The following is a 26,845-nucleotide window of genomic DNA, read 5'->3' on the forward strand; positions in this document are numbered from 1 at the left end:
AAAATCTAAGGAGGGGCTCAGATCGTTCCTACGCTCTGCGTGGGTATGCAGCCGGTGACGCTCCGCGTCACCTGGACGCGGAGCGTCCCTTGAGGCGTTACCACGCGGAGCGTGGGAACGATCAAAATTGTGGATATTCGGATCTTGCGTTCGACGTTAGATCTTTGCCCCCTCACCCCAGCCCTCTCCCCCAGGGGGGCGAGGGGAAAGGGAGCCGATCTCTGTGCTTTTCAAGGCCTGAGTTCGGCTCGGTATTTCAGGTCGGCGTACTTCGCACCAGCAACCCGGTCAGTCCCCCTCTCCCCCAAGGGGGCGATGGGGGAAGGGAGCCGATCTCTGTGCTTTTCAAGGCCTGAGTTCGGCTCGGTATTTCAGGTCGGCGTAACTTTCATGAGCACCTGGATCAGTCCCCTCTCCCTCTGGGAGAGGGTTAGGGTGAGGGGCTCTTCAGTTGCTGATCGCCAAAATACTCGCCTGATACGACCCGACAAACACATCAAAATCCCCAACCTCGTTCTGCTCCAGCTCAGCCTGCGCAGCCAAAGAAGTACGTGCCAACTCCTCAAACTTCGCCTGCTCATCCGCCGCCAATGGCTCGCTGCGGAAGAACTCGGCATGCGCCTGGCTCTGACGCAGGGAGAACTGCGCAAAGCTTTCCTTGTGCTCAGCCATCGCCGCCAACACCTGTGCGGATGGCGTCAGGGACGGATCACTGACCTTGGCCAGTTGCGCATCGAGCGCCTTGCTGTGCGCATCGCCGCCATGGCTCTGATCCAGCAACGCCGCCAATGGAGCAATCTGTTCCAGCAGCTCGGCCGCCCAAGTCTTCATCTCGACCGATTCACCGTCACGCTGCAATTGCAGGCCCGGACGACGACCTTCCTTGACCACGCTGAGGAAGTTCGACGTCGCGTTGCCGCACGAATTGTTGGTCAGCAACGGGCTGTCGTTCAACGCGCAGTACAGCAGAAACGCGTCGAGGAAGCGTGATTCAGTGAGATCGATGCCCATCGGCAGGAACGGGTTGATGTCCAGGCAACGCACTTCAACGTACTGAATGCCCCGGGCCACCAGCGCCTGGATCGGCCGTTCGCCAGTGTAGGTCACGCGTTTCGGGCGGATGTTGGAGTAGTACTCGTTTTCGATCTGCAGGATGTTGGTGTTCAGCTGCACCCACTCGCCATCCTTGTGCGTGCCGACTTCAACGTACGGCGCGTACGGCGTGGCCACGGCTTTGCGCAGGCTGTCGGTGTAGCTCGCCAGATCGTTGTAGCACGGCGTCAGACCGGCCTGGGCGTTGCTCTGATAACCGAGGTCGCTCATGCGCAGGCTGGTGGCATACGGCAGATACAGAGTGTCCGGATCGAGCTGTTCCAGCTGATGCGAACGACCACGCAGGAACCCGGCGTCGAGCGCTGGCGAGGCACCGAACAGGTACATCAGCAGCCAGCTGTAGCGGCGGAAATTACGGATCAGGGCGATGTAGGAAAACGACTGAAAATCGCGATCGGTGCCGACAAACCCTTCGGTCTCACGTAGCAACGGCCAGAGCTTTTCCGGCAGGGAGAAGTTGTAGTGAATCCCGGCAATGCACTGCATGGTCTTGCCGTACCGCAGGGCCAAGCCCTTGCGGTAGACGTACTTGAGCTGACCGATGTTGGAGGTGCCGTAATAGGCAATCGGGATATCTTCCTCGGCCGGCAACGGACACGGCATCGATGGACTCCACAGGTACTCGTTGCCGAGCTTGCTGTAGGCAAAACGGTGAATCTTGTCCAGGCTCGCCAGCGTGTCGGCCGGGTCGGGCAGGGCGGGCGTGATGAATTCCAGCAGCGACTCGGAGTAGTCGGTGGTGATTTGTTCGTTGGTCAGCGCGGAACCCAAGGCTTCGGGGTGCGGCGTTTGCGCCAGGCGACCTTCGCTGGTCACGCGCAGGCATTCACGTTCGATACCGTGCAGGCACTGCTCGAGCAGAGAGAGGTTAGCGCGCTCGCCGAGCAGAGCCAGGCGGCGGTTGAGAAGTTCGCTCAATTTGGATTCCTTCACGCGTCAGTCGCCCCAATATGGGGGTGGGCAGGACGGTCTACAAGGGTGAAGTTGAAACTGGCGTTTTCGCCTGGTTTTGTAGCGGCAGGCCATTTGCCGGTCAGTCAGGAACTGCACAATCCCTGTGGGAGCGAGCCTGCTCGCGAAGGCGGTGTGTCAGCCAACATCTGCATTGCTGATACACCCTCTTCGCGAGCAGGCTCGCTCCCACAGGATTCGTTGCGCCGAAATTAACCCAAATTGATGACCACAAGCTACAGGACAGCGAACGTGCCTTGCGCTTTTGCGACCAGTTTGTCGCCCTGCATCACGTCAGCTTCGACCACCAACGTGCGCCGGCCCGGGTGGATAACCCGCGCCGTGCACAGCACCTCGCCATCGGAAACGGCGCGGATATAGTTGATCTTGCACTCGATGGTCGCGCTCTGCTGATCGAAGCCGTGGGTGCTGGAACAGGCCAGCCCCATGGCGATGTCGACCAGACTGAACAGCGCGCCACCGTGCAATTTGCCGCCGCGATTGCGCAGTTCCGGTTCCAGCACCAGGGCGACTTGCGCCACCCCGGTTTCCAGGCTGTGCAGGCGGCAGCCCAACAGCTTGAAAAACGCGCTCTCGACGAGCCCGGCCGGAATTTCCATCAGCGTTTCTTCAACTGCTTGGCGTTGGCGAACAGCGAGGCCATCGCGTTGTTCACTGGTGCGGCGGTCGCGGTTTCCTTGCGTGGCGCGTTGTTCGAAGGCTGGCGCTGAGCCGAGCCCGGACGCGAGCCACGGGCGCCGTCGATTTTCTCGCCCGGGGTGTCGCCCATGCGCATCGACAGGCCAACGCGTTTGCGCGGAATGTCGACTTCCATGACCTTCACTTTCACCACATCACCGGCCTTCACCGCTTCGCGCGGATCCTTGATGAACTTCTCCGACAACGCCGAGATGTGCACCAGACCGTCCTGATGCACGCCGATGTCGACGAATGCGCCGAACGCGGTCACGTTGGTCACCACGCCTTCGAGGATCATCCCCAGTTGCAGATCCTTGAGGTCTTCGACGCCTTCCTGGAACTCGGCGGTCTTGAATTCCGGACGCGGGTCGCGGCCCGGTTTTTCCAGTTCCTGGATGATGTCGGTCACGGTCGGCAGACCGAAGGTCTCGTCGGTGAATTTCTTCGGATCCAGACGCTTGAGGAAGCTTGCATCGCCGATCAACGAACGGATATCACGGTCGGTTTCAGCGGCAATGCGCTGCACCAGCGGATAGGCTTCCGGGTGCACCGCCGACGAATCCAGCGGGTTGTCGCCGTTCATCACGCGCAAGAAACCGGCCGCCTGTTCGAAGGTTTTTTCGCCCAGACGCGCGACTTTCTTCAGCGCTGCACGGGTTTTGAACGCGCCGTGCTCGTCGCGGTGCGCGACGATGTTTTGCGCCAGCGTGGCGTTGAGGCCGGAGATCCGCGCCAGCAGCGCCACCGAAGCGGTGTTCACGTCAACGCCTACGGCGTTCACGCAGTCCTCGACCACAGCGTCCAGACCGCGCGCCAGTTTCAGCTGCGAGACGTCATGCTGGTACTGGCCGACACCGATGGATTTCGGATCGATTTTCACCAACTCGGCCAGAGGATCCTGCAGACGACGGGCGATGGAAACGGCGCCACGGATCGACACGTCGAGATCCGGGAATTCCTTGGCCGCCAGTTCCGACGCCGAGTACACCGATGCACCGGCCTCGGAAACCATGACCTTGGTCATTTTCATCGCTGGGTATTTTTTGATCAGCTCGATCGCCAGTTTGTCGGTCTCGCGGCTGGCAGTGCCGTTGCCGATGGCGATCAGGTCTACCGAGTGCTTGGCGCACAGGGCGGCCAGAATGGCGATGGTCTGATCCCACTTGTTGTGTGGCACGTGCGGGTAAACCGTGGCGTGATCCAGCAGTTTGCCGGTGGAGTCAACCACGGCGACCTTGCAGCCGGTACGCAGGCCCGGGTCGAGGCCCAGGGTTGCACGCGGGCCAGCCGGGGCGGCCAACAGCAAGTCGTGCAGGTTGTGGGCGAACACGTTGATCGCTTCGGTTTCGGCACCGTCACGCAGTTCGCCGAGCAGGTCGGTTTCCAGGTGCGTGTAGAGTTTGACCTTCCAGGTCCAGCGCACCACTTCGCCGAGCCATTTGTCGGCCGGGCGGTTCTGATTCTGGATGTTGAATTGCTGGCCGATCATGCCTTCGCACGGGTGCATGGTGCCCGGCAGCTCGTCGCCGACTTTCAGCGCGGAGCTGAGGATGCCTTCGTTGCGGCCACGGAAAATCGCCAGCGCGCGGTGCGACGGCATGCTTTTCAGCGGTTCGTCGTGTTCGAAGTAATCGCGGAACTTGGCGCCTTCCTCTTCCTTGCCGGCGATGACGCGGGCACTGAGGGTCGCTTCCTGCTTGAGGTAGTTGCGCAGTTTTTCCAGCAGGCTGGCGTCTTCGGCGAAACGTTCCATGAGGATGTACTTGGCGCCTTCCAGCGCGGCTTTCACATCGGCCACGCCTTTTTCGGCGTCGACGAAGCGCGCGGCTTCGGTTTCCGGGGCCAGGTTCGGGTCGTTGAACAGGCCATCCGCCAGGTCGCCGAGGCCGGCTTCCAGGGCGATCTGACCCTTGGTGCGGCGCTTCTGCTTGTACGGCAGGTACAAGTCTTCGAGGCGGGTCTTGGTGTCGGCGAGTTTGATGTCGCGCTCGAGGGCAGGGGTGAGTTTGCCTTGCTCTTCGATGCTGGCGAGGATGCTGATGCGCCGTTCGTCGAGTTCTCGCAGGTAGCGCAGACGCTCTTCCAGATGACGCAACTGGGTGTCATCGAGGCTGCCGGTGACTTCTTTCCGGTAACGGGCGATGAAGGGAACGGTAGAGCCTTCATCGAGTAGCGCGACGGCCGCTTCGACCTGTTGTGGGCGTACGCCGAGTTCCTCGGCAATGCGGCTGTTGATGCTGTCCATAAAACCACCTGACATATTGTGAAATCAGGCTCGCAGGCACGGAAATAAAGGCCCGGAGTCTGGTTGAGCGGCTAGAAAATTGCCGCTGCCTGGGTCAAAAGGCAGCCCATTGACCCGTGAAATCGAACAATTACTGCGCAGGACAGGAAAAAAAGCCTGCCACCTGCGGTAACGATTCAGACGTTGCCTGGCACAAAACGCCGCGCATTATAACCAGCGTTCTGTCATTCGGGGGCGTCGCAGTCTGTAGGCATAAACCCCGGTTTTCTGGCAGTGAAGGAAAAATCTGCTAACAATGCACACGGTGCGTATAACGGCAGCTACGCCATAATGCGCGCCGAGCTAAAAGGAGCATCCAATGAGCAGCACTGCACAAACTGCTGAAGGCGAAAAAATTCTCATCGTTGACGACGATCCGGGGCTGAGCAGCCTGCTGGAACGTTTTTTCGTCAGCAAGGGCTACCGTGCCCGCACCGTACCGAACACCGAACAGATGGATCGTCTGCTGTCGCGTGAAGTTTTCAATCTGGTCGTCCTCGACCTGATGCTGCCCGGCGAAGACGGTCTGACCGCTTGCCGCCGCCTGCGTGGCGCAAACAATCAGATTCCGATCATCATGCTCACCGCCAAGGGCGATGAGTTGAGCCGCATCAAGGGGCTGGAACTGGGCGCCGACGATTATCTGGCCAAGCCGTTCAACCCGGACGAGCTGATGGCCCGTGTCAAAGCCGTCCTGCGTCGTCAGGCCGCTCCGGTACCGGGCGCGCCGGGTAGTGAAGACGAAAACGTCACCTTCGGTGATTACGTGTTGTCGCTGGCCACCCGCGAACTGAAACGCGGCGACGAAGTGCACATGCTCACCACCGGTGAGTTCGCGGTACTCAAGGCTCTGGTGATGAACGCGCGTCAGCCGCTGACCCGCGACAAACTGATGAACCTCGCCCGTGGCCGCGAGTGGGATGCCCTTGAGCGTTCCATCGACGTGCAGATCTCCCGTCTGCGCCGCATGATCGAGCCTGATCCATCGAAGCCGCGTTATATCCAGACTGTCTGGGGCGTGGGTTACGTATTCGTACCCGATGGTGCCGCCACCAAGTGATCGGTGATTTGTAGGAGCGGGTCTGCAGGTTTTGGTTGAACAGCCATGCCCGCAGACTCGCAATCCGCAATATGCGAGCATTGCTCGCTCCTGCAAGTGTGTAGCGGTTATAGATGAAAACCCCCGTCTGGTTCCCCCAAAGTTTTTTCTCCCGCACCCTCTGGCTGGTGCTTATCGTCGTGCTGTTTTCCAAGGCGCTGACCCTGGTTTATCTGTTGATGAACGAGGACGTGCTGGTGGACCGCCAATACAGCCACGGCGTCGCCCTGACGCTGCGTGCCTATTGGGCCGCCGATGAAGAAAACCGCGCGAAGATCGCTGATGCCGCCACCCTGATTCGGGTCGTGGGCGCCGGTGTGCCGGAAGGCGAGCAGCATTGGCCGTACAGCGAAATCTACCAGCGACAGATGCAGGCGGAGTTGGGCGCCGACACCGAAGTACGCTTACGCATGCACTCGCCGCCGGCGTTGTGGGTCCGCGCGCCGAGCCTCGGTGACGGCTGGCTGAAAGTGCCGCTGTATCCGCATCCGTTGCGCGGCCAGAAAATCTGGAACGTGCTCGGCTGGTTCCTCGCCATTGGCTTGTTGTCGACGGCGTCGGCATGGATTTTCGTCAGCCAGCTCAACCAGCCATTGAAACGCTTGGTCTACGCCGCCCGGCAGCTCGGTCAGGGTCGCAGTGTGCGTCTGCCGATCAGCGATACACCGAGTGAGATGACCGAGGTGTATCGCGCTTTTAACCAGATGGCCGAAGACGTGGAGCAGGCCGGACGCGAGCGCGAGTTGATGTTGGCCGGCGTGTCCCATGACTTGCGTACACCGTTGACCCGCTTGCGGCTTTCGCTGGAGCTGATGGGCGATCGCAATGACCTGACCGATGACATGGTCCGCGATATCGAAGACATGGACGCGATTCTCGACCAGTTCCTCGCGTTTATTCGTGATGGTCGCGATGAGTCGGTGGAGGAGGTGGATCTGACTGATCTGGTGCGTGAGGTCGCGGCGCCGTACAACCAGAATGAAGAGAGGGTGCGTTTGCGTCTGGAACCGATCCAGCCGTTTCCGCTGCGTCGGGTATCGATGAAACGCTTGCTGAACAACCTGATTGGCAACGCCTTGAACCATGCCGGCGGTCACGTTGAAGTCGCGGCTTATGTGTCCGGTGACGTCAGTGCGCCGTATGTGGTGCTGAGCGTGATGGACCGAGGCGCGGGGATCGATCCTTCGGAGCTGGAGGCGATCTTCAACCCGTTTACCCGGGGCGATCGTGCCCGCGGCGGCAAGGGCACAGGGTTGGGTTTGGCGATTGTGAAGCGGATTGCTTCGATGCATGGCGGCAATGTTGAACTGCGTAACCGGTCCGGGGGGGGATTGGAGGCGCGGGTGAGGTTGCCTTTGGGATTGATGTTGCCTCGGGATGCCGTTTAAACCATAGAACCCTCACCCCAGCCCTCTCCCAGAGGGAGAGGGAGCTGACCGAGGTGTCTTGCGTCATACATCGACTGAAAGACTGGGGCGATTGTGGATTCGGCACAGCAGGATAAGGTCGGCGGAGTTTTCCAATATCCCCCAATCAGTCCCCTCTCCCCCTGGGAGAGGGTTAGGGTGAGGGGCTCTTGCTCTCCGCTTTAGCCCTTGCCTTTGGTGCGGGTCATATTCGGCCCGCCATTCTTCTCAAGATGCTCAATGATGATCCCCGCCACATTCTTCCCCGTGGTGGTCTCGATCCCTTCCAGCCCCGGCGACGAGTTCACTTCCATCACCAGCGGCCCGTGATTGGAACGCAGGATATCCACCCCCGCCACCGCGAGGCCCATGACCTTGGCCGCACGCAACGCGGTCATGCGTTCTTCCGGGGTGATCTTGATCAGGCTGGCGCTGCCGCCGCGATGCAGATTTGAACGGAACTCACCCGGTTTGGCCTGGCGCTTCATCGCCGCGATGACTTTGTCACCGACCACGAAGCAGCGAATATCCGCGCCGCCCGCTTCCTTGATGTATTCCTGAACCATGATGTTCTGCTTCAGGCCCATGAACGCCTCGATCACCGACTCCGCCGCCGTGGCGGTTTCGCACAGCACCACGCCGATGCCCTGGGTGCCTTCCAGTACCTTGATCACCAGCGGCGCGCCGTTGACCATGTCGATCAAATCGGGAATGTCATCCGGCGAGTGGGCAAAACCGGTCACCGGCAAACCGATGCCGCGCCGCGACAGCAATTGCAGCGAGCGTAATTTGTCCCGCGAGCGGGCGATCGCCACCGACTCGTTGAGCGGGAACACGCCCATCATTTCGAACTGGCGCAACACCGCGCAACCATAAAACGTCACCGACGCACCGATCCGTGGAATCACCGCATCGAAGCCTTCCAGCGGTTTGCCGCGATAGTGAATCTGCGGCTTGTGGCTGGCGATGTTCATGTAGGCGCGCAAGGTGTCGATCACTACCATTTCATGCCCGCGCTCGGTTCCGGCTTCGACCAGACGGCGGGTGGAATACAGACGCGGGTTCCGCGACAGCACAGCGATCTTCATGCAACACCTGTGGAGGAGGTAGATACCGGGAACACCGGCTTGTCTTGTACATACTTGATGCCCGGATTGACGACCAGATGGCCATCGATCAGGGCTTTGGAACCGAGCAGCAGGCGATAGCGCATGGATTTGCGGCAGGCGAGGGTGAACTCGATCGGCCAGACCCGATCACCCAGGGCCAGAGTTGTGCTGATCACATAGCGCTCCTGCGCATGGCCGTTGGAGCTTTTGATGGTCTTGCGCGTCACCAGCGGTGCTTCGCAGCGGCGGTGACGCAACTGCACCACCGTGCCCAGGTGCGCGGTGAAGCGCACCCACTTTTCACCGTCACGCTCGAACGGTTCGATGTCGGTGGCATGCAGGCTGGAGGTGCTGGCACCAGTGTCGATTTTCGCTCGCAGGCCCGCGACTCCCAAATCCGGGAGCGCCACCCACTCGCGCAGACCGACAACGGTCAAATGGTCAAATGTCTTCAATAGAAAAAACCAACGATTAACGCGCCCAGGCCTCAGGTGAAACCTGGGCCAACGCTTTGAATGCAGGTTTGGCGAACCAGTAGCCCTGCATCAGAAATATTCCACAGTCCGCCAGGAAATCCCGTTCACCGGCGCTCTCAATGCCTTCGGCAATGACTGTAACGTCCAACTCCGCACAGATTGTGACAATCCCCCGAACGATCGCCTGACGAACACGGTCTTGATCGACATCGCGGATCAGCGCCATGTCGAGTTTGATCAGGTCCGGTTGGAAATCAGCCAGCAGATTGAGCCCCGAATAACCGGCACCGAAATCGTCGATGGCGGTCTTGAAGCCGAATTCGCGGTATTCACGCAGAATATTGGTCAAATGGCGATAGTTATCTACGTGCTCGCTTTCCAGGGTTTCGAAAATCAGCCGGTCGATAGGGAAACGATGTTTTTTTGCCGCCTCGAGCGTACTGCGAATACACAGCTCTGGACGATAGACCGCGTTGGGCATGAAGTTGATCGACAAGTGTGTCTGCATATTTAGATTGGCCGCGCCTTCGATGGCGCGGGTCCGGCAGAGCTGGTCGAAACGGTAGCGGTTATCTTCTGTAACCTGATCCAGCACACTGAGTGCGCCTTCACCGGCCACACCTCGAACCAACGCTTCGTGGGCGAAAACCGACTGGTCGCGCAGATCGACGATGGGTTGGTAGGCGAAGGCAAAATCGAAGCCCAGCGGCTCGCTTTGCTGGCAGCACTGGCAACCGGCTTTGGGCGACATTAATGAAGATGGAAATTTAGTCACTCGATCACTCCATGCCGATGCACCGGCCAAGATCACAGTCTATCTGGAGGGCTGAGTTCTTGCGCCCGACAGAAACGGTAGTACAGTTCCGACTACTGGCTGAACGAGGAATTCACATGGCGCAAAAACAGGAAGAGGAAGACAAGGTTCGTCTCGACAAATGGCTGTGGGCTGCGCGTTTTTACAAAACCCGTGCCCTCGCCAAAGCAGCGATCGAGAGTGGCAAGGTGCATTGTCGTGGTGAGCGCTGCAAGCCTGGCAAAGAGCCACGCATCGGCGATGAGTTCGAGATTCGTACCGGATTTGAAGTGCGCTCGGTGAAGGTTGAGGCGTTGTCGATTGTGCGACGCGGCGCACCGGAGGCGCAGGCGTTGTATGCGGAGACCGAGGCAAGTATTGCCAAGCGTGAAGCGGCTGCGGCAATGCGCAAGGCAGGGGCGCTGGGCGTTACCACGGATGGCAAACCGAGCAAAAAACAGCGGCGGGATTTGTTCAAGTTTCGTGGCGGCAGTAACGACGAGTAAGCGAGGCGTTTTGGCGTTGTTGGTGCTGGCCTCTTCGCGAGCAGGCTCGCTCCCACAGTAGATTGCATTCCAATGTGGGAGCGAGCCTGCTCGCGAATCGAGGGCGCAGCCCTCGCCGAAGACAGCTCGGAATCAGGCGCTACGCACCACACTCATCCGCGAAACCAGCGGCAACTTGCCCAGCAGCGCAAAGATCGGCGCTGTCACTTTCAGCCAAAAGTTCGACGCATGGTAGGCAAACGGCGTGTAGTAACCCCAACCCAACGCCCACACCGCCAGCAGCACACCGCCGATGTAATCGTCCTGACCCCAATGCGCGCCGGCCACCAGGCGCGGCAGCATGAACAACAGCGCCAGGCCCCAGATCGTCAAAAACTGCCCGACCGTGCGGCTGAACACCCCCATGAACAATGCCCAGATCAGCAACACCGAAGCGTGGTCACCCGGGAAACTCTGGCCCGAGCGATCCTTCAGCTCCCAGGTTTTCTCCAGGTGCGGGAAGTAATCGCTGATATGCACCGCGCCTTCCAGCACCATCGACGGGCTGCTGTGCTGCCAGTCCATATGGTCGGCGAACTTGGAAAACAGCGCGCGGATCACCACCATCAACAGCAGGATCGAGAAAAAACCGAAAAACGCGCGACGCACGTCAATGGCCTTGAACACCCAGTCGCCCTTGATCAGCAGCGTCAACAGAATCAGGCCGACGACGATGTCGAACGGACGCAGACTTGCAATTGCCCAGATGTGGAGCCATATCGGGTTGCTGGCCAGCGGTGCATTGAGCGAGCGGAACAGCCACTCGTCGAAAATCACACACAGCGAGTTGCCCGTAGGCCATAACCAGAAAGCCAGTAGCGCCAACGGCACTACGTTGCACAGAACCAGCCGGCCGAGGTTCCACCTAGATTGGAACAAACCCGGATTGTTCATAAAATGCCTCCCATGGCAGAGCAGTCGGCACCAAAAAGAGTGCCAAGAAGCGCAAATTTTCACGTCTTGTAACCATTTTGTCACCACATTCAGATACCCAAAATTATGACCGAGCTAGCGGATACCGATTTCACCCAACGTTTCATCTTCGATGACAGCGATACGCGCGGCGAACTGGTTGCGCTTGAGCGCAGCTACGCCGAAGTCCTTGCCAAGCACCCGTACCCGGAGCCGGTAGCGCAACTGCTCGGCGAATTGATGGCGGCGGCCTCGTTGCTGGTGGGCACCCTGAAGTTCGATGGTTTGCTGATTCTGCAGGCACGTTCGGAAGGCCCGATCCCGATGCTGATGATCGAGTGCTCCAGCGAGCGCGACATCCGTGGCCTGGCGCGTTACGACGCCGAGCAGATCATGCCGGACGCGACCCTCGCTGACCTGATGCCGAATGGCGTTCTGGCCCTGACTGTCGACCCGACTGTTGGCCAGCGTTATCAGGGCATCGTCGACCTCGACGGCGAAACCCTCTCCGACTGCTTCACCAACTATTTCGTCATGTCGCAACAGGTCGGCACTCGCTTCAAGCTGTTTGCCGACGGCCGTCGCGCCCGTGGCCTGCTGCTGCAGCAATTGCCGGCTGACCGTCTGAAAGACGAAGAAGATCGCGCCGCCAGCTGGCAGCACATCACCGCGCTGGCCACCACCCTGACCGCCGATGAATTGCTCAGCCTGGACAACGAAACCGTCCTGCATCGCCTCTACCATGAAGAGCAGGTTCGTCTGTTCGATGTGCAGAAACTGCGCTTTCGTTGCAGCTGCTCGCGGGAACGCTCCGGCAATGCGTTGGTCAGTCTCGGTCTGGAAGATGCGCAGCAATTGGTGGTCGAACACGGTGGCAACATCGAGGTTGATTGCCAGTTCTGTAACGAGCGCTACCTGTTCGATGCCACGGATGTTGCTCAATTGTTCGCTGGCGCAGGCGTCGACACGCCGTCAGATACCCGGCACTAAAACGGTTCAGCGCAGGTAAATTCACTGCGTAACGACGGAATTTCGCCGTTACGACGGGAGGACCCTACTCTTTTTGGGCTTTTCTGGCATAATCCGGCCCACTTTTTTCGCGGTAGTAGTGCACGACTTTCTACTACAAAACGTTTGGAGCACACTCGGCCACTGGCCGACGGGGAACCTCATGACGCAAGCCAATAACGCCGTGTACACCGATCTGAGTGTTGATGATCTGGTAAAAGAAGCCCTGAACCGCGGTGAGGGCGAGCTTGCCGATACCGGCGCTCTGGTTGTTCGCACTGGTCACCGCACCGGTCGTTCGCCTGTTGACCGTTTCATCGTTGAAGAGCCTTCCACCCAGGCCGCTATCGCCTGGGGCCCGATCAACCGCAAGTTCCCGGCCGACAAGTTCGACGCGCTGTGGGCTCGCGTTGAGGCGTTCAACAACGCGCAAGAGCACTTTGTGTCCCACGTGCATGTAGGCGCGGCGGAAGATCACTACCTGGCCGTGAAAATGACCACCCAGACTGCCTGGCAGAATCTGTTCGGTCGTTGCCTGTTCATCAACCCGGCCCAGTACAACCCGGCCGGTCGTGAAGAGTGGCAAGTGCTCAACGTGGCCAACTTCGAGTGCGTGCCTGAGCGTGACGGCACCAACTCCGACGGTTGCGTGATCCTCAACTTCGCACAGAAAAAAGTGCTGATCGCTGGCATGCGTTACGCCGGTGAGATGAAGAAAGCCATGTTCTCCGTGCAGAACTTCCTGCTGCCGGCCGCTGACGTGCTGCCAATGCACTGCGCTGCCAACATCGGCGAAGAAGGCGACGTGACCCTGTTCTTCGGTCTGTCGGGCACCGGTAAAACCACCCTGTCGGCTGACGAAAGCCGTTACCTGATCGGTGACGACGAACACGGCTGGGGCGAAGGCGTGGTGTTCAACATCGAAGGCGGTTGCTATGCCAAGTGCATCGACCTCTCCGAGAAGAACGAGCCGGTTATCTGGAAAGCCATCAAGCATGGCGCTGTGCTGGAAAACGTTGTTATCGACGACGCCAAGCACGCCGACTACGCCGATGTCAGCCTGACCCAGAACAGCCGCGCCGCGTACCCGCTGGAGCACGTTGCCAAGCGTTCCGAGCACAACCTGGGCGGCGAGCCAAACGCTGTGATCTTCCTGACCTGCGACCTGACCGGCGTACTGCCGCCAGTGTCGATCCTCAACGAAGAACAAGCGGCTTACCACTTCCTGTCCGGCTACACCGCACTGGTGGGCTCGACTGAAATGGGTTCGGGCAGCGGCATCAAGTCGACCTTCTCCACCTGCTTCGGCGCACCGTTCTTCCCGCGTCCGGCTGGCGAGTACGCTGAGCTGCTGATCAAGCGCATCCGCGGTTTCGGCTCCAAGGTCTATCTGGTCAACACCGGCTGGACCGGCGGCGGTTACGGCGTCGGCAAACGCTTCAACATCCCGACCACCCGCGCGGTGATCGCAGCGATCCAGAGCGGCGCGTTGATCGGTGCAGCCACCGAACACCTCGACACCATTAACCTCGACGTGCCACTGGCCGTTCCGGGCGTTGAAACCAACCTGCTCAACCCACGCAACACCTGGGCTGACAAGGCTGCGTACGACGAGGCCGCGAAAGCACTGGCTGGTCTGTTCATCGAGAACTTCAAGAAGTTCGAAGTGAGCGACGCGATCAAGGCTGCAGGGCCGAAGTTGTAAGATCTGTCGTCAATGAAGAAGCCGCCCCTTGGGGCGGCTTTTTTGTGGGCGTTTTTCTTGCTATGTGCCCTGCGAGGGCTTTCGCGTCAGCAATTCAGACAGCGAGTGAGTATTCATTGGGAAGTTCTTGAGTTTGTCTTGACTCACATACGCGGCTTCGATAACGCTCGTGTGTGAAGTCGGTAGTTTTCTTTGCTTTGGAATATCGAGACTCGGTTCACTCGCTGATTTTTTGCCGAGTGAAGTCTTGGAGGAAAGAAGCCTGGAGTCCTGCAGTCGGTAACCGCGTTCATCCGTGGAACCCAGAAGATTCAGATCTTGCTCGAGACCTAGTACGTGCATCACTGACAAGTACGCTCCCATTGTGACGCCTGCACTACCTGCTTCCAGTGAGCGTAATGTCATGACTGACATTCCAGCCCTTTCAGCGACTAGTTTTGCAGTGAGTCTGCGCCTAAGACGGGCCAGTTTCAGGCGCTCACCAAGATCGTTCAAGAGTCGTGCAACCTTCGGAAGTAGCGGCGAGGTTCTCCTGGCCATAAAGCTAAAATTCCTTCGCTTTTGGGGTGATAACAACGGAATAATTACAGTTGACCGGGGGGCAAGGAGTTACGTTTACCCTTGGGTCATTCAACCTTCTGAGCGCCCCATCACTCAACTGTCTGACGTAATCACGGCCATTTTTGCCTGGCATGCATCACTCTCAAATACTTCCACACATTCGTCTTTGATCGTGTAAACGATGACGTAACTGGGGGTTGCGACGATTTCCCGTGTTCCTTCAACTCTGCCCTTTTTGTACAGCGTTGGACGCTGTCGGGCGAGCTCCCCTTTTGATTCAAATATTTCATCGAGGTCAGCCGCTGCTTCAGGGTTGTCCTGACTAATACGATCCATAATCCGCTCTCGGTCAATATGCGTCTCCGGACGCCAAATCAACTTCATTAGCGCACTCGTTTACGCAGGGCATCACGCTTGGCGGCAAATATTCGGCGGGTTTCTTCATCGCTAATACTAGGTCTTGGATCGTCAATACTGATCTGTACCTGTCGTTTGAACCATTCATCATATGCGGCTGCCTCATGCGCTTGTTTCATTGCTTCGGCGCGATCAGGACGAGCGTATGTTTTCATTTGCGATGGGTCATAGCTGGAAGCGTCAACATCGAACTGGTTGATACCCAGTCCTCTCAAATAGGTCACCAGTGTTTCAAGCCTTTTGAACAGGCGCACCTGGCCACTCCGTTGCGCTGTTAGCAGATATTCTTCATTGCCATGCTGAATTTGGATCGCCCAGCCACCAGACTTGGCGACGATACTTGTGCTTCTTACAGAGCCGTTTTCAATCAGGCGACTGAGAGTGCTGTGATCAATGGTTTCAGTGGTCATGGAGGCAAACTCTTGGCTGAACAGTGGCGTCCATCGTACGCAATCAATAGTAGTTTGCAAAATTCAACTCCTGGCAGTAGACACCGAGTGTCCAAAATTACGTTCGTTGGTGAGGCAGGCGATTCTCGTCGGAAACACACCTGCCTCAGATTTTTTTCAGGCTGGATCCTTCCAATTGAGCATTTGCTGCTGTGCGACTTGCAGCAGGTCACAGCCATCCTGTGTCAGCAGATAAAGGGCGTGGGTGATGTGGGGGATGTCTTCGACGTCGGCTTGTTTGAAGCTGAGGCAGTAGAGGGTGCGTAGCAGATCGGCGGAGGCGCGCAGGCGCTGGACGGCGCATTCGAGGATGTCTTGTGGATTGGCCGTTGTGTCGATGATCAGGGGCTTGGTGTCGGTGAGGTTGGATTCGAGGGCGCGGTAGCGATCGGTGGTGAATTGATTCCAAGTTGTCATTTTTTAATCCTCAATTGCTTCGAAAGAAGCCACCGCATCGTGACCAAGCGACAGGAGGCAACTGTGTTCGGGTTGGTCAACCGGTGAGGATCGCGCACATACCCGGCACACCCGAAGGTGTCCCAAACACAGTCACCATAAACCGCAGGCAAGTGAGTGCCGGCAGCATACAGCGCGTGCGTATACACGATCCAATCGGGTGACCAAGCCCGAGCCGCTGATTTGGCAGCGACAGTCACGACTATAGATTTGGCTTACCAAGCTGCGATAGGCGGCAAGGGAGTCTGGGTTTGTAGGAATGGGACGAATAGCGGATAGGCCATTGCTGTAGGTTTTTTCGTCCGTTCACGCGCCACGGCCTTCAGCCAATAACCCGATACGCCGCCACATCCAGCACACTCGTCGTCAACCCCGTCGCAGGCGCGTAGATCGGGCCTTTCACCGCCGAGAACGGCACGCCTTTGCTGCCCAGAGACACGTAGCGTTCGCCTTTATCCAGTTCGGTGAAGTAGGTGTAGGAGATGTTGTGCATCCGTTTGTACCGGGCTTCATCGCGGACGATGCCGTTGGTGAGGTTTTGCAGGTCGGTTGGGGTCAGGTTGAGGGTTTTGTTCAGTTGTACGCCCCAGCGCTTGAGGCAGGTTTCGGCGTAGTGACGGACCACACGGCCAGGTTCCACCAGGGTTTTCAGGTCGCTTGCGCTGGCAGGCACGCCACCGTCAGCTGTGGCGTTGCCGGCCATGGTCGCGTGGCGGCCGGCCATGGGGTAGACGCTGGTTTTGGTGCCGGTGGCGGTCTGCGGGATCACGCAACTGAAACCTTTGGAGCGTTCATCGCGGGCATAGAAAGCGACATATTCTTTGACGTTGGCGCCGAGTTTGACCCGGTTTTCCTGGAAGTTTCCGATACCCGGAACAGGGTCCAATGCAAAGATGTTCACCGGAATGTTTTTAAGTTGGCTGTCCTTTAACATCGCATTGGCCAGCATGTGGCAACTTATGCCGCCTCGGCTCCAACCCACCAGATTGACGCGGGTGGGAATAATGCCATCTTTGCGGAACGTTCTGATGATCCCTTCCTGTAACTTCTGTTGAGTAATGCTGCGGTCGCCGTAGTTGTACTTTCGCCACATCCACGAGCCTTCGACTTTGACATCGTCAATAGGAATACCGGCGGCTTTGAGGCGGTTGTATTCGGCCTCGGTGAGTTGTACGCGCTGCCAGTCGCATTTGCCCTTGATGACGTTGAGGGCATGCTGCACGTTTTCCTCCCAGCCCTTGCCGAACAGTGTGCCGGTAAGGCCGTATTCCTTGGTCTTGGTGAACAGGTCGTCAGCTTGCAGGTTGCCGCTGCCGGGTCCGTCGACGACGATCCATTCGGCGAACTCGCGGCCGGTATGGTTGGCAGCCAGTGTGGAAACCAGTTCGCCGTCCCAGAAGTTTTCATGGGCGGTATCGAACTTGTTGGAACCCGTGCCGCAAAAAAATATAGTTAAAACTGTCATGGTGTTGCTCTCGTTTAGTTGTAAGAGCGAACAAGTTAGTGCGGGTTTCATATATAAATAAAGAGTTCTGGTGTTTCCGGATTTGTAGCAGGTTTTAGTTATATGTTGTTTGTGGTGGTTTTTGTTTGGCAACTTCAAGCAAGTCGCAACTGTCCTGTACCAGTAAATAAAGGGCGTTGACGATGTTGGGAATATCCTTCACGTCAGCCTGTTTGAAACATAAGCAGTAGAGCGTTTCCAGCAAATCACCGGCCGCGCGTAAACGCTGATCGGCGGCATTGATCAGGTCGGTCTGGCTGGAGTGGCTGTCGATAAGCAGTACCGGGTTTTCGCTGTAGCAAGTCTTGAGTGGGCGATAGCGGTTGATCATGGTGAGGCGTGTCCTGTTCGAAGGCGCTGGGGCGGGCCGGTGCAGTGTATGCAGCCGCGGCGGCCACTATAGAAGGGCGTTTCTCTGTGGGACAAGACAGCCGCAATGGACAGTATTCGTAGGGGTTTTTCCGTGTTTTGAGGAAATGCCCTACGTGTTTTCGCAGCTTTTTCAGGCCAAAACCCTTAGGCGTAATAATTCCTACGTGATTGTCAGGCGATTCGCGGTAAACCGCTGTATCGTGCGCGCCAGAATCTGTAGGGCGTTTCCAAACGTCTGACACGCGCTTAAAGGGAATTAGGTATGCACTGGCTACGAATGGCCGCAATTTTATTGCTCGGGCTGGGCACTTGCCGTTTGGCCATGGCCTCGGACGTTGGCAATGCGTGGGTGCTGGATCGCCTCGATCGCACCGATTGGCCGGAGGCACTCATCAGCCAGGCGAGCGTGGACACGGCGTCGCGCGGTGAAGTGTTGATGTTCGCCAAAGCGCTGTTGGCCAGCGAAGCGCTGGATGAAGAGGGGCTTGAGCAGCGACTCGGTGTGCCCCACGTGCAGTTGAAGTCGATTCGCCACGTGCGCGACGGCCTCTGGGAGGGATTGCTGAGCACCTATCGCAACGCCAGTCAGAACTGTGATGAGCAACTGTTCTGTCCGCGTGTGCGCAGCGTCGCTGATCTGCGTCAGTTGGCGGCAGCGTTCACTGGCGACATCAGCCCGGCCCATGCGTTGTGGGCGAGCAAGAGTCAGGGCGTGCATGAGCAGATGCTGAATGAGCAGTTGCGGGTGGCGGTGTTGCGTCCCTGAACTTCAGGATTGTGTATTGTTCTGAGTGGCCTCTTCGCGAGCAGGCTCGCTCCCACAGGGACCGTGGTGTTCAAGTAATCGCTGTATCATTCCGAATCGATTTGGCCCCGACCTTTTCTCGACTCGCTGCGATCGCCCGCTAGGCTGTTGGCATGGCAGCAGTCAATGGAGTGACAGCGAATGCACAACACCCTGGAACAGGTTTTTGGTTTTCCACAGTTTCGACCCGGTCAAGAAACCGCGATCAGCGCGGTACTGGCCGGGCGCTCGGCGGCGGCGATTTTTCCCACCGGTTCCGGCAAGTCAATTTGTTATCAATTGCCGGCGCTGATGCTGCCGCACCTGACGTTGGTGGTGTCACCATTATTGGCGCTGATGCAGGATCAACTGGCCTTCTTGCAGCGTCATGGCATATCCGCAGGCAGCATCGATTCTGCGCAGAGTCGCGATGATGCCAATGACGTGATGGCCCGCGCCCGTTCGGGTGAATTGAAGATTTTGATGATCTCGGTGGAGCGTTTGAAGAACGAGCGCTTTCGCAACTTTTTGCAGCAGGTGCCGATCTCGCTGCTGGTGGTGGACGAGGCGCATTGCATCTCGGAATGGGGCCACAACTTCCGCCCCGATTATCTCAAGCTGCCGGACTATCAGCGCCAGTTCAACATCCCGCAAACCTTGCTGCTGACCGCTACGGCAACACCGCAGGTCATCGCTGACATGCAGGTCAAATTTTCTATTGCTGCCGACGATGTGGTGACTACCGGTTTCTACCGGCCTAACCTCAATCTGTTAGTCGAACCGGTGCGCGGCCAGGACAAGCGCCGGCGTCTGGTGGAGTGGATGGCCGAGCGGCCGGGGCAACCGAGCATCGTCTACGTGACCTTGCAAAAGACCGCTGAGCACATCGCCGAACACCTAGAGCGTAACGGCATTCAGGCAGAGGCGTATCACGCCGGTTTAGCCCACGACAAACGCGAAGCGATCCAGAAACGCTTCATGGCCGGGCAATCCAATTGCATCGTCGCGACCATCGCGTTCGGCATGGGCATCGACAAGAGTGACATCCGCAACGTGGTGCACTTCGACCTGCCCAAATCCATCGAAAACTACAGTCAGGAAATCGGCCGCGCCGGCCGTGACGGGCAGCCGTCGGACTGCCTGGTATTGGCCAATCGCGACAGCCTCAATGTGCTGGAAAACTTTGTATACGGTGATACGCCGGAGCGTGATGGCATTCGCTATGTACTCGACGAACTGAAGGCCTCGGTGCCGGAAGGGCAGTGGGAGTTTCTGCTCGGGCCGCTGGCGGATCAGAGCAATATTCGCTCACTGCCGCTGAAAACATTGCTGGTGCAACTTGAGCTGCGCGGGTTGATCGCGCCGCGCTATGCCTACTACGCCGAATACCGTTTCAAATACCTGCTGGAACCGGAAGCGCTGCTTGAGCGTTTCGACGGTGAGCGCAGGGATTTCGTTGCAGCGATCATTCAGACCTCGGCGCGCGCGCGCACCTGGGCCACGGTGAATTTCGAGGCGATGTATTCGCAATATTCCGCCGAACGCAATCGAGTGGTGAAGGCGCTGGATTACTTTCAGGAAAAGGGCTGGGTCGAGCTGGAAAGCAAGCAGATGACCGAGGTCTACAGCCTTCTGAATAGCGACTTTGACAGCGATTCCCTGAGCGCTGAGCTGCATGACTATTTCACCCGGCACGAGCAGGCCGAAGTGGCGCGCATCCACGCGATGCTTGAAGTCTTCGCCAGCGAGCGTTGCCTGGGCTATCGCTTGGCCGAGTATTTCGGTGATCACAATGCGCCTGAACGGTGTGGGCATTGCTCGGTGTGTCATGGCCAGGTTGCACGGTTGCCGGCACCACCGGAGTTGCCAGCGCTTGTGGATAAAAACTTCGCGGCGCTGTGTGGTGATTTTATCCACAGGCATGAGCAGCACACCGGGGTGATTCCGTCGGCGGAGCGGGTGACGCGGTTCCTGTGCGGGATCAGCGTGCCGTTGTTCACCAAGCTCAAGGCGCGCGCTATTCCCGGGTTTGCTGCGTTGGAGGAATATCCCTACGCCGAAGTCCGCAGCTGGGCTGATGATCATTTGCTCGGTTGAGCAAGAGCCCTTGTGGGAGCGAGCAGGCTCGCTCCCACAAAAGCGGGGCTTTATCCATCCGCTGAATGTCGATCATCACGGTAATAAACTTCAAAAACCGTCGTTGGCTGACTATGGTTGAGGTCTGTCTTTGGATCGCCAACAAGAGAACAACATGAGCCAGACATCCTTCGATATTCAGCAGGCTGCGGTGATCGGCGCGGGCACCATGGGTCGGGGCATTGTCATGTGCCTGGCCAATGCCGGGGTGAGCGTGCAGTGGGTGGATAACAATCCACAGATGCTTGAACAGGCACTTACCACCGTGGCCGAGACTTATGCACACAACGTGCGGCAGGGCCGGATTGATCAGGCCGAGGCGGATGCGCGTATCGCACGGGTCAGTGCGGCGGCGGATTACGCGGCGATTCGCAATGTCGATCTGGTGATCGAGGCGGTGTACGAAAATCTTGAGCTGAAGCAGAAGATCTTTCGTGAACTCGATGGCTTGCTCAAGCCTGAGGCGCTGTTGGCGAGTAATACCTCGGCGCTGGACATCGATGCGATTGCTGCCGCGACAAGACGCCCGGAGCAAGTGTTGGGCCTGCATTTCTTCAGCCCGGCGCACATCATGAAACTGTTGGAAATCGTGCGCGGCGCGCAGACTTCGTCGGCCACGCTGGAAGCAGCGCTGGCGCTGGGCAAGCGCATGGGAAAGGTCAGTGTGGTGTCGGGCAACTGCCACGGCTTTATCGGCAATCGAATGTTGCACCCGTATGTACTGGAGGCGCGCAAGATGTTGCTTGAGGGTGCTTATCCACAGCAGGTCGACGCGGCGCTGCAAGGTTTTGGTTTTGCCATGGGGCCGTTTCGCATGTACGACGTGGTCGGCATCGATCTGGAATGGCGTGCGCGCGAATTGGCCGGCAAGGGCCAGGATGCGCCGGAGGTGCAGGTGGATAACCGCTTGTGCGAGCTGGGCCGGTTTGGCCAGAAGTCCGGCAATGGCTATTACCATTACGAGCCGGGCAGTCGTCAGGCTGAGCACGATCCTGAGGTTGATGCGCTGGTCCTGCAGGTCAGCGAAGGGCTGGGCTTCCAGCGCCGCGAGATCGGTCCGGAGGAGATTCTGGAGCGCAGTTTGCTGGCGTTGGTCAATGAAGGCGCGAAGATTTTGCAGGAAGGCATTGCCGAGTCGGCGCACGACATCGATCTGGTGTATCTGAACGGCTACGGCTTCCCGGCGGACAGGGGCGGGCCGATGGCCTGGGCGGATCAGCAAGGGCTGGCGGATATTCATCAGCGCTTGCTGGCGCTGGAGACGCGGCAGGGCGATCAGTGGAAGCCGGCGCGGTTGATTGGTGAGTTGGCGGCGCAAGGGCAGGGGTTTGCTGATCGTTAAGTCTGGCGGCGGTGCTGACGCCTTCGCGAGCAGGCTCGCTCCCACAGGAGAGCGCATTTCAAATGTGGGAGCGAGCCTGCTCGCGAAGGGTGCGGCGCGATTTTGAATTAGACTCGCCCATTAACTTCAGGGATTGTTGAGCAATGTCCAACCCGATGCCACAGCGCACCGACTACCCCCACTTCCAGCCCATCACCACACGCTGGCACGACAACGACGCCTACGGCCACGTCAACAACGTTACCTACTACAGCTTCTTCGACACGGCGGTGAACACCTACCTGATTCAGGTCGGTGGTCTGGATATCCACGACGGTGAGGTAGTGGGGTTTGTGGTCAGTTCGGCGTGTGATTACTTTGCCTCGATCGCCTTTCCGGATCTGATCGAGATCGGTCTGCGGGTCGGCAAGCTGGGCAACAGCTCGGTGCAGTACGAATTGGCGGTGTTCAAGGTCGGTGAAAGCGAGGCGTGTGCGGCCGGGCGCTTCGTGCACGTATTCGTCGATCGGGCGAGTAATCAGCCGGTGCCGATTCCTGCCGAACTGCGGCAGGCCTTGGAATACCTGGTGGTGTAAATGGCAAAAAAAATCGCAGCCCTTGGGCTGCGATTTTGCTTTACCGGCCAGCGAGGTGTTTGAGGCCTCAGTCGCGATAATACTTGTGATGTTTGCGGTGGCCATAAGCGTGGCCGCGGCCCGGGTGACGGTCGCGGTAATAACCACGGTCACGGTCACGACCGCGGTCGTAATGACGATCGTCGTCATCGCTTTTGTTACCCATGTAGTTGCCCAGCGCGCCACCGGCGCCGCCACCTGCTGCGGAGCCGATCAGGCTGCCGGTGGTGCCGCCCATGCTGCGGCCGACCACGTTACCGCCGGCCGCGCCCAACGCACCACCGATGGCGGCTTCGCCACGGCTGCGTTTGTCGGCACCAACCGCACTACCACCCGCGCCGCCCAGGGCTGCGCCGATGGTGGAACCTGTATTGCCGCCTAAAGACTGACCGACGACCGAGCCAAGAACCCCGCCCAATGCGCCGCCCACACCTGCTTCGGTGGTGCCGCCTGCAGACGCCAAACCACTGACCAGGCCAAGGGACAACAAGAGAATCGAGGAGAACTTCATAGATGAGCCTCAAAGGGATGACGGCGCCGATCCTGAGGCTGTGTAACAAGCGTGACAATCGAAATCCGACGAATAACACGACTTGTATACAATTTTGCAAGTTGCTGTTTTATCAGCGGAACTTAACCGATTTTCGCCGGTCTTTAGCTACTTCGGACAGGCCGCTTTTGTGAAAAAGCGGCCTTTTTTGTGGGCGGTTGAAAAGTATTGAGTGCGGAGAAATCCGCTGAATCGACTACCGCTATCGCGAGCAGGCGAAGGCCTACAGTGACCGCGTTTCTACAGATAGGACACGGTCAGTTGTAGGCCTTCGCCTGCTCGCGATAGCAATAGTCCAGTCACCGCATCAAGCGGATTTGGCCATGATCAACCCAGTCTCACTCGCCGCTTCCAGCCGAATCGCAATGAACTTCGACGTCGGTGTATGGCTGCCATCCCCGGTGCTTTCCAGCGGCACCAGCGGATTCACTTCCGGGTAATAAGCCGCCGCTTGTCCCGCCGGAATATCAAATGCCAGCAGCGTGAAGCCCTTTACCCGACGCTCGCGGCCATCATCCCACAGCGAAACAATGTCAGCCTTCTGCCCTGGACGGAAGCCCAGACGAATGATGTCCGCCTCATTGGCGAACAACACATCACGCTGGCCCTTGACCCCGCGATAACGGTCATCGAGACCATAAATCGTCGTGTTGTACTGATCGTGGGAGCGCATCGATTGCAGGATCAGGTCCGGCAGTTGTCCGGTCGCGCGGGTGCGCTCGTGCACAAGATCTTTCGGCAGCATGTTCGCGCGGAAATTGGCCCGGCCCGATGGCGTGTTCCACTTGCGTGCGCCGGCGCTGTTGCCGAGGTAGAAACCGCCCGGGTTTTTGATCTTCTCGTTGAATTCTTTGAAGTTGGGAATGGTGTCGGCGATCAGTTCGCGGATGCGCCCGTAATCGGCCACCAGCCAGTTCCAGTCCACCGGTTTGCTGCCCAGCGTGGCGGCAGCGATACCGGCGATGATCGACGGCTCGGAGCGCATCTGGTTCGACAGCGGCTGCAACTGACCGTTGGAGGCGTGAACCATGCTGAACGAGTCTTCCACGGTGACCGCTTGCGGGCCTTCGGTCTGGATGTCGATGTCGGTACGACCGAGGCACGGCAGGATCAGCGCGTCTTTACCGTGAGCGAGGTGGCTGCGGTTGAGCTTGGTGCTGATCTGCACGGTGAGGTCGCAATTGCTTAGCGCGGCGAAGGTACGCGGGCTATCCGGCGTGGCTTGGGCGAAGTTGCCGCCCAGACCGATGAAGACTTTGGCGCGACCTTCGGCCATCGCATGGATCGCCTCGACCACGTTGTGGCCGTTGTGGCGCGGCACCTTGAACTGGAAGCGTCGTTCCAGCGAATCAAGGAACGCCACCGGCGGACGCTCGTTGATGCCCATCGTGCGGTCGCCCTGCACGTTACTGTGGCCGCGCACCGGGCACAGGCCTGCGCCCGGTTTGCCGATGTTGCCGCGCAGCAGCATCAGGTTGGCGATTTCCTGGATGGTCGGCACCGAGTGGCGATGCTGGGTGATGCCCATCGCCCAGCACATGATCACGTTCTTGCCTTTGGCGTACATGCGCGCGGCTTGCTCGATCTCGACAAGAGTCAGGCCGGATTGCTCGACGATCTGTTCCCACGGTGTGTCATCGACCACGCCGAGATACTCCAGCACGTTGGCGCTGTGGGCATTGAGGAAGTCGTGATCGAACACGGCGGGTTCGCCAGCCTTCTGCGCGTCGCGCTCCCACTGCAGGAGGAACTTGGCCATGCCGCGCAGCAGCGCCATATCGCCACCGAGGGCCGGGCGGAAATAGGCGGTGTTGGTCGGCTTGTCACCGTTGGTGAGCATTTCGATCGGGTGTTGCGGGTGCTGGAAACGTTCCAGACCGCGTTCCTTCAACGGGTTGATGCACACCACTTGCGCACCGCGCTTCACCGCTTCACGCAGGGGTTCGAGCATGCGTGGGTGGTTGGTACCCGGGTTCTGGCCCCAGACGAAAATCGCATCGGCGTGTTCGAAATCGTCAAAGGTCACGGTGCCTTTACCGACGCCAACGCTTTGCGCCAACGCCACACCGCTGGCCTCGTGGCACATGTTCGAGCAGTCAGGGAAGTTGTTGGTGCCGTAAGCGCGCACGAACAGTTGATACAGGTACGCCGCCTCGTTGCTGGCGCGACCCGAGGTGTAGAACTCGGCCAGATCCGGGCTCGGCAGGCTTTGCAGGTGCTTGGCGATCAGCGTGTAGGCGTCGTCCCAACTGATCGGTTTGTAGCGATCGGTTTCGGCGTCATACACCATCGGCTCGGTCAGACGACCCTGATATTCCAGCCAGTAGTCGCTCTGCTCCAGCAACGAAGTGACGCTGTGTTTGGCGAAGAACTTGGCGTCTACGCGGCGCTTGGTCGCTTCCCAGTTCACCGCTTTTGCGCCGTTCTCGCAGAACTTGACCATGCCGCTTTCCGGCGAATCGCCCCACGCGCAACCCGGACAGTCGAAGCCGCCGTTCTGGTTGGTCTTGAGCATCATGCGCAGGTTTTTCAGGGCGTTGTCGCTGGTCAACCAGGCCTGAGCCACACTGATCAGGGCACCCCAGCCGCCGGCGGCACCTTTGTAAGGCTTGTAGCGCGGGACAGGTTTCTGGTCGGCTTGATGATGTTGGCTCACGCTTGATTCTCCATCGCGGGGCTATACACCCGCGGCGCACTTTTCTGCGGCAGGTGGATGAGATTGAGGTTGTGTCGACGGGCCCATTGCACGGCAAGGCCCGTGGGCGCGGACAGGCTGACTAAAGTCTGAATGCCGGCGCGCAAGACTTTCTGGATCAATTCGAGGCTGCAACGACTGGTGACAATCGCCAGGCCGCCGTCTGTGGATATCTTTTGCCGGATCAGTCCGCCGATCAGCTTGTCGAGGGCGTTGTGCCGGCCGATGTCTTCGCGGCCGAGCAGCAATTCGCCGCTGGCATTCATGAACACGGCCGCGTGCACGGCGCCGCAATGCTGACCCAAAGGCTGAAACGCGCCGATGCGCTGGCGCAAACCGTCGAGCCATTCGATCGGTGGTAACGCTGCGCCGGCCAGGACTTTGAGATCTGGCAGCGCTTGCTCCACCGCTTCCACACCGCACAACCCGCAACCGCTGGTGCCAGCCATTTGCCGACGCTGTTGCTTGAGGTTCCAGAACGCACGGTTGGCGATGGTCACTTGCGCGTATTGCGCAGTTCCAGCGCCGGTCAGTTGCAAGTCATAGATGTCGGTCGCGTCCTCGATGATGCCGCTGCCGAGGCTGAAGCCGACGATGAAGTCTTCAAGGTCGGTCGGTGTCACCAGCATCACCGCCTGACTGATGCCGTTGTAGGCGATCGCCAACGCGACTTCCTCGGCGAGCGCAGTGCTGGCCGATTCCTCGCGGGGCAAATCGCTGTAACTGTAGGTCTGGCTGGCGGCAGGCGCGGGCGTTTCAATTGCAGGCGCCGCGCAGGCTGGGCGCTTGGCGTTCATGGCATCACCGACGGTTTGATCAACGTTAAGACTAGGCGCGGCAAGTTGTCGCGTCTAATCGCTAGTGT

Annotated in this window: 25 protein-coding genes; 9 read left to right on the forward strand and 16 right to left on the reverse strand. The window is 58.8% G+C overall.

Annotated elements, in window-relative coordinates; genetic code table 11:
- Positions 1-447: 447 nt before the first annotated feature.
- From gshA to AC5SEM_RS27285, 3 genes are all read right to left on the reverse strand, one after another.
- Positions 448-2,031 (reverse strand): glutamate--cysteine ligase, encoded by a 1,584-nt coding sequence (gene gshA / locus AC5SEM_RS27275; protein ID WP_331693496.1) that lies wholly within the window; start codon positions 2,029-2,031, stop codon positions 448-450.
- Positions 2,032-2,300: 269 nt separating this feature from the next.
- Positions 2,301-2,684, reverse strand: coding sequence for a PaaI family thioesterase (locus AC5SEM_RS27280; protein WP_007917925.1), 384 nt, complete (start codon positions 2,682-2,684; stop codon positions 2,301-2,303).
- Positions 2,684-5,008 (reverse strand): Tex family protein, encoded by a 2,325-nt coding sequence (locus AC5SEM_RS27285; RefSeq protein ID WP_016986272.1) that lies wholly within the window; start codon positions 5,006-5,008, stop codon positions 2,684-2,686. Before AC5SEM_RS27285 ends, AC5SEM_RS27280 begins: the two co-directional genes overlap by 1 nt.
- Before the next feature lie 358 nt (positions 5,009-5,366).
- On the opposite strand from AC5SEM_RS27285, the gene ompR reads away from it, so the two are divergent.
- Positions 5,367-6,107, forward strand: coding sequence for an osmolarity response regulator transcription factor OmpR (ompR, locus tag AC5SEM_RS27290; RefSeq protein WP_064388985.1), 741 nt, complete (start codon positions 5,367-5,369; stop codon positions 6,105-6,107).
- 113 nt (positions 6,108-6,220) lie between these two features.
- On the forward strand, positions 6,221-7,534 hold the full coding sequence (locus AC5SEM_RS27295) for an ATP-binding protein (RefSeq protein WP_495471675.1): 1,314 nt from the start codon (positions 6,221-6,223) through the stop codon (positions 7,532-7,534).
- A 200-nt stretch (positions 7,535-7,734) separates the two neighbouring features.
- Here the strand turns inward: AC5SEM_RS27295 and rimK are convergent, their stop codons facing one another.
- Genes rimK through rimA form a run of 3 tightly spaced genes read right to left on the reverse strand, consistent with a single transcriptional unit; the run spans position 7,735 to position 9,912 of the window.
- Positions 7,735-8,640, reverse strand: a complete 906-nt coding sequence (rimK, locus tag AC5SEM_RS27300) for a 30S ribosomal protein S6--L-glutamate ligase (RefSeq protein ID WP_007949201.1) — start codon at positions 8,638-8,640, stop codon at positions 7,735-7,737.
- Positions 8,637-9,116 carry a retropepsin-like aspartic endopeptidase RimB gene (rimB, locus tag AC5SEM_RS27305; RefSeq protein WP_016986269.1) on the reverse strand — a complete coding sequence of 160 codons (480 nt, stop codon included), beginning with the start codon at positions 9,114-9,116 and terminating at the stop codon, positions 8,637-8,639. The genes rimK and rimB overlap by 4 nt, the downstream gene beginning before the upstream one ends.
- Positions 9,117-9,132: 16 nt before the next feature.
- Positions 9,133-9,912, reverse strand: coding sequence for a S6 modification regulatory phosphodiesterase RimA (rimA, locus tag AC5SEM_RS27310; protein WP_495473507.1), 780 nt, complete (start codon positions 9,910-9,912; stop codon positions 9,133-9,135).
- A gap of 116 nt (positions 9,913-10,028) precedes the next feature.
- On the opposite strand from rimA, the gene AC5SEM_RS27315 reads away from it, so the two are divergent.
- Positions 10,029-10,436 (forward strand): RNA-binding S4 domain-containing protein, encoded by a 408-nt coding sequence (locus AC5SEM_RS27315; protein ID WP_495471676.1) that lies wholly within the window; start codon positions 10,029-10,031, stop codon positions 10,434-10,436.
- Between the two features lie 132 nt (positions 10,437-10,568).
- Here the strand turns inward: AC5SEM_RS27315 and AC5SEM_RS27320 are convergent, their stop codons facing one another.
- Complete coding sequence (locus AC5SEM_RS27320; protein WP_123592936.1) at positions 10,569-11,369, reverse strand: phosphatase PAP2 family protein; 801 nt, start codon at positions 11,367-11,369, stop codon at positions 10,569-10,571.
- Positions 11,370-11,474: 105 nt separating this feature from the next.
- Between AC5SEM_RS27320 and hslO the strand changes: the two genes are divergently transcribed.
- Both hslO and AC5SEM_RS27330 read left to right on the forward strand, forming a co-directional pair.
- On the forward strand, positions 11,475-12,377 hold the full coding sequence (hslO, locus tag AC5SEM_RS27325) for an Hsp33 family molecular chaperone HslO (RefSeq protein ID WP_077570226.1): 903 nt from the start codon (positions 11,475-11,477) through the stop codon (positions 12,375-12,377).
- 181 nt (positions 12,378-12,558) lie between these two features.
- Positions 12,559-14,100 carry a phosphoenolpyruvate carboxykinase gene (locus tag AC5SEM_RS27330; protein WP_007917942.1) on the forward strand — a complete coding sequence of 514 codons (1,542 nt, stop codon included), beginning with the start codon at positions 12,559-12,561 and terminating at the stop codon, positions 14,098-14,100.
- A gap of 60 nt (positions 14,101-14,160) precedes the next feature.
- Here AC5SEM_RS27330 and AC5SEM_RS27335 read toward each other — a convergent pair whose 3' ends face one another.
- The 6 genes from AC5SEM_RS27335 to AC5SEM_RS27360 all read right to left on the reverse strand — a co-directional run bounded on the left by AC5SEM_RS27335 (position 14,161) and on the right by AC5SEM_RS27360 (position 17,818).
- Positions 14,161-14,640 carry a helix-turn-helix domain-containing protein gene (locus AC5SEM_RS27335; protein ID WP_093429985.1) on the reverse strand — a complete coding sequence of 160 codons (480 nt, stop codon included), beginning with the start codon at positions 14,638-14,640 and terminating at the stop codon, positions 14,161-14,163.
- A 114-nt stretch (positions 14,641-14,754) separates the two neighbouring features.
- Positions 14,755-15,045, reverse strand: a complete 291-nt coding sequence (locus AC5SEM_RS27340) for a type II toxin-antitoxin system RelE/ParE family toxin (protein WP_495471677.1) — start codon at positions 15,043-15,045, stop codon at positions 14,755-14,757.
- Complete coding sequence (locus AC5SEM_RS27345) at positions 15,045-15,488, reverse strand: ParC-related protein (RefSeq protein ID WP_331693526.1); 444 nt, start codon at positions 15,486-15,488, stop codon at positions 15,045-15,047. Before AC5SEM_RS27345 ends, AC5SEM_RS27340 begins: the two co-directional genes overlap by 1 nt.
- Positions 15,489-15,644: 156 nt before the next feature.
- A complete protein-coding gene (locus tag AC5SEM_RS27350) occupies positions 15,645-15,944 on the reverse strand; it encodes a hypothetical protein (protein ID WP_495471678.1) in 300 nt (99 codons plus the stop codon).
- Positions 15,945-16,305: 361 nt separating this feature from the next.
- Positions 16,306-17,448 carry a hypothetical protein gene (locus tag AC5SEM_RS27355; RefSeq protein ID WP_495471679.1) on the reverse strand — a complete coding sequence of 381 codons (1,143 nt, stop codon included), beginning with the start codon at positions 17,446-17,448 and terminating at the stop codon, positions 16,306-16,308.
- 94 nt (positions 17,449-17,542) lie between these two features.
- Positions 17,543-17,818: a hypothetical protein gene (locus AC5SEM_RS27360; protein WP_122599488.1), complete on the reverse strand. Its 276-nt coding sequence runs from the start codon at positions 17,816-17,818 to the stop codon at positions 17,543-17,545.
- Positions 17,819-18,121: 303 nt separating this feature from the next.
- Here AC5SEM_RS27360 and AC5SEM_RS27365 point away from each other — a divergent pair, with 303 nt between their 5' ends.
- The 4 genes from AC5SEM_RS27365 to AC5SEM_RS27380 all read left to right on the forward strand — a co-directional run bounded on the left by AC5SEM_RS27365 (position 18,122) and on the right by AC5SEM_RS27380 (position 22,696).
- Positions 18,122-18,625, forward strand: a complete 504-nt coding sequence (locus tag AC5SEM_RS27365) for a polysaccharide deacetylase (protein WP_116029305.1) — start codon at positions 18,122-18,124, stop codon at positions 18,623-18,625.
- Between the two features lie 180 nt (positions 18,626-18,805).
- Positions 18,806-20,740: a RecQ family ATP-dependent DNA helicase gene (locus tag AC5SEM_RS27370; RefSeq protein WP_495471680.1), complete on the forward strand. Its 1,935-nt coding sequence runs from the start codon at positions 18,806-18,808 to the stop codon at positions 20,738-20,740.
- A gap of 154 nt (positions 20,741-20,894) precedes the next feature.
- Positions 20,895-22,121, forward strand: a complete 1,227-nt coding sequence (locus AC5SEM_RS27375) for a 3-hydroxyacyl-CoA dehydrogenase (RefSeq protein WP_495471681.1) — start codon at positions 20,895-20,897, stop codon at positions 22,119-22,121.
- 143 nt (positions 22,122-22,264) lie between these two features.
- Entirely contained in the window at positions 22,265-22,696 is a 432-nt protein-coding gene (locus tag AC5SEM_RS27380; protein WP_122594019.1) for an acyl-CoA thioesterase, read from the forward strand.
- A 67-nt stretch (positions 22,697-22,763) separates the two neighbouring features.
- Here AC5SEM_RS27380 and AC5SEM_RS27385 read toward each other — a convergent pair whose 3' ends face one another.
- The 3 genes from AC5SEM_RS27385 to fdhD all read right to left on the reverse strand — a co-directional run bounded on the left by AC5SEM_RS27385 (position 22,764) and on the right by fdhD (position 26,777).
- Positions 22,764-23,246 carry a glycine zipper domain-containing protein gene (locus AC5SEM_RS27385; protein WP_137218331.1) on the reverse strand — a complete coding sequence of 161 codons (483 nt, stop codon included), beginning with the start codon at positions 23,244-23,246 and terminating at the stop codon, positions 22,764-22,766.
- Positions 23,247-23,592: 346 nt separating this feature from the next.
- Complete coding sequence (locus AC5SEM_RS27390) at positions 23,593-25,941, reverse strand: FdhF/YdeP family oxidoreductase (protein ID WP_077570248.1); 2,349 nt, start codon at positions 25,939-25,941, stop codon at positions 23,593-23,595.
- Positions 25,938-26,777 (reverse strand): formate dehydrogenase accessory sulfurtransferase FdhD, encoded by an 840-nt coding sequence (gene fdhD, locus AC5SEM_RS27395; protein ID WP_495471682.1) that lies wholly within the window; start codon positions 26,775-26,777, stop codon positions 25,938-25,940. Before fdhD ends, AC5SEM_RS27390 begins: the two co-directional genes overlap by 4 nt.
- Between the last annotated feature and the right edge of the window lie 68 nt (positions 26,778-26,845).

The sequence above is a fragment of the Pseudomonas sp. CH61 genome (genome assembly GCF_059429415.1).

Coding starts and splice junctions, on each gene's coding strand:
- rimK (WP_007949201.1), bottom strand. CDS start 8,640: ATGAAGATCGCTGTGCTGTCGCGGAACCCGCGTCTGTATTCCACCCGC.
- AC5SEM_RS27355 (WP_495471679.1), bottom strand. CDS start 17,448: ATGACAGTTTTAACTATATTTTTTTGCGGCACGGGTTCCAACAAGTTC.
- AC5SEM_RS27380 (WP_122594019.1), top strand. CDS start 22,265: ATGTCCAACCCGATGCCACAGCGCACCGACTACCCCCACTTCCAGCCC.
- AC5SEM_RS27345 (WP_331693526.1), bottom strand. CDS start 15,488: ATGACCACTGAAACCATTGATCACAGCACTCTCAGTCGCCTGATTGAA.
- AC5SEM_RS27285 (WP_016986272.1), bottom strand. CDS start 5,008: ATGGACAGCATCAACAGCCGCATTGCCGAGGAACTCGGCGTACGCCCA.
- fdhD (WP_495471682.1), bottom strand. CDS start 26,777: ATGAACGCCAAGCGCCCAGCCTGCGCGGCGCCTGCAATTGAAACGCCC.
- AC5SEM_RS27385 (WP_137218331.1), bottom strand. CDS start 23,246: ATGAAGTTCTCCTCGATTCTCTTGTTGTCCCTTGGCCTGGTCAGTGGT.
- AC5SEM_RS27335 (WP_093429985.1), bottom strand. CDS start 14,640: ATGGCCAGGAGAACCTCGCCGCTACTTCCGAAGGTTGCACGACTCTTG.
- AC5SEM_RS27315 (WP_495471676.1), top strand. CDS start 10,029: ATGGCGCAAAAACAGGAAGAGGAAGACAAGGTTCGTCTCGACAAATGG.
- AC5SEM_RS27350 (WP_495471678.1), bottom strand. CDS start 15,944: ATGACAACTTGGAATCAATTCACCACCGATCGCTACCGCGCCCTCGAA.
- ompR (WP_064388985.1), top strand. CDS start 5,367: ATGAGCAGCACTGCACAAACTGCTGAAGGCGAAAAAATTCTCATCGTT.
- AC5SEM_RS27295 (WP_495471675.1), top strand. CDS start 6,221: ATGAAAACCCCCGTCTGGTTCCCCCAAAGTTTTTTCTCCCGCACCCTC.
- AC5SEM_RS27375 (WP_495471681.1), top strand. CDS start 20,895: ATGAGCCAGACATCCTTCGATATTCAGCAGGCTGCGGTGATCGGCGCG.
- hslO (WP_077570226.1), top strand. CDS start 11,475: ATGACCGAGCTAGCGGATACCGATTTCACCCAACGTTTCATCTTCGAT.
- AC5SEM_RS27320 (WP_123592936.1), bottom strand. CDS start 11,369: ATGAACAATCCGGGTTTGTTCCAATCTAGGTGGAACCTCGGCCGGCTG.
- AC5SEM_RS27340 (WP_495471677.1), bottom strand. CDS start 15,045: ATGAAGTTGATTTGGCGTCCGGAGACGCATATTGACCGAGAGCGGATT.
- AC5SEM_RS27370 (WP_495471680.1), top strand. CDS start 18,806: ATGCACAACACCCTGGAACAGGTTTTTGGTTTTCCACAGTTTCGACCC.
- AC5SEM_RS27280 (WP_007917925.1), bottom strand. CDS start 2,684: ATGGAAATTCCGGCCGGGCTCGTCGAGAGCGCGTTTTTCAAGCTGTTG.
- AC5SEM_RS27365 (WP_116029305.1), top strand. CDS start 18,122: ATGCACTGGCTACGAATGGCCGCAATTTTATTGCTCGGGCTGGGCACT.
- AC5SEM_RS27330 (WP_007917942.1), top strand. CDS start 12,559: ATGACGCAAGCCAATAACGCCGTGTACACCGATCTGAGTGTTGATGAT.
- AC5SEM_RS27360 (WP_122599488.1), bottom strand. CDS start 17,818: ATGATCAACCGCTATCGCCCACTCAAGACTTGCTACAGCGAAAACCCG.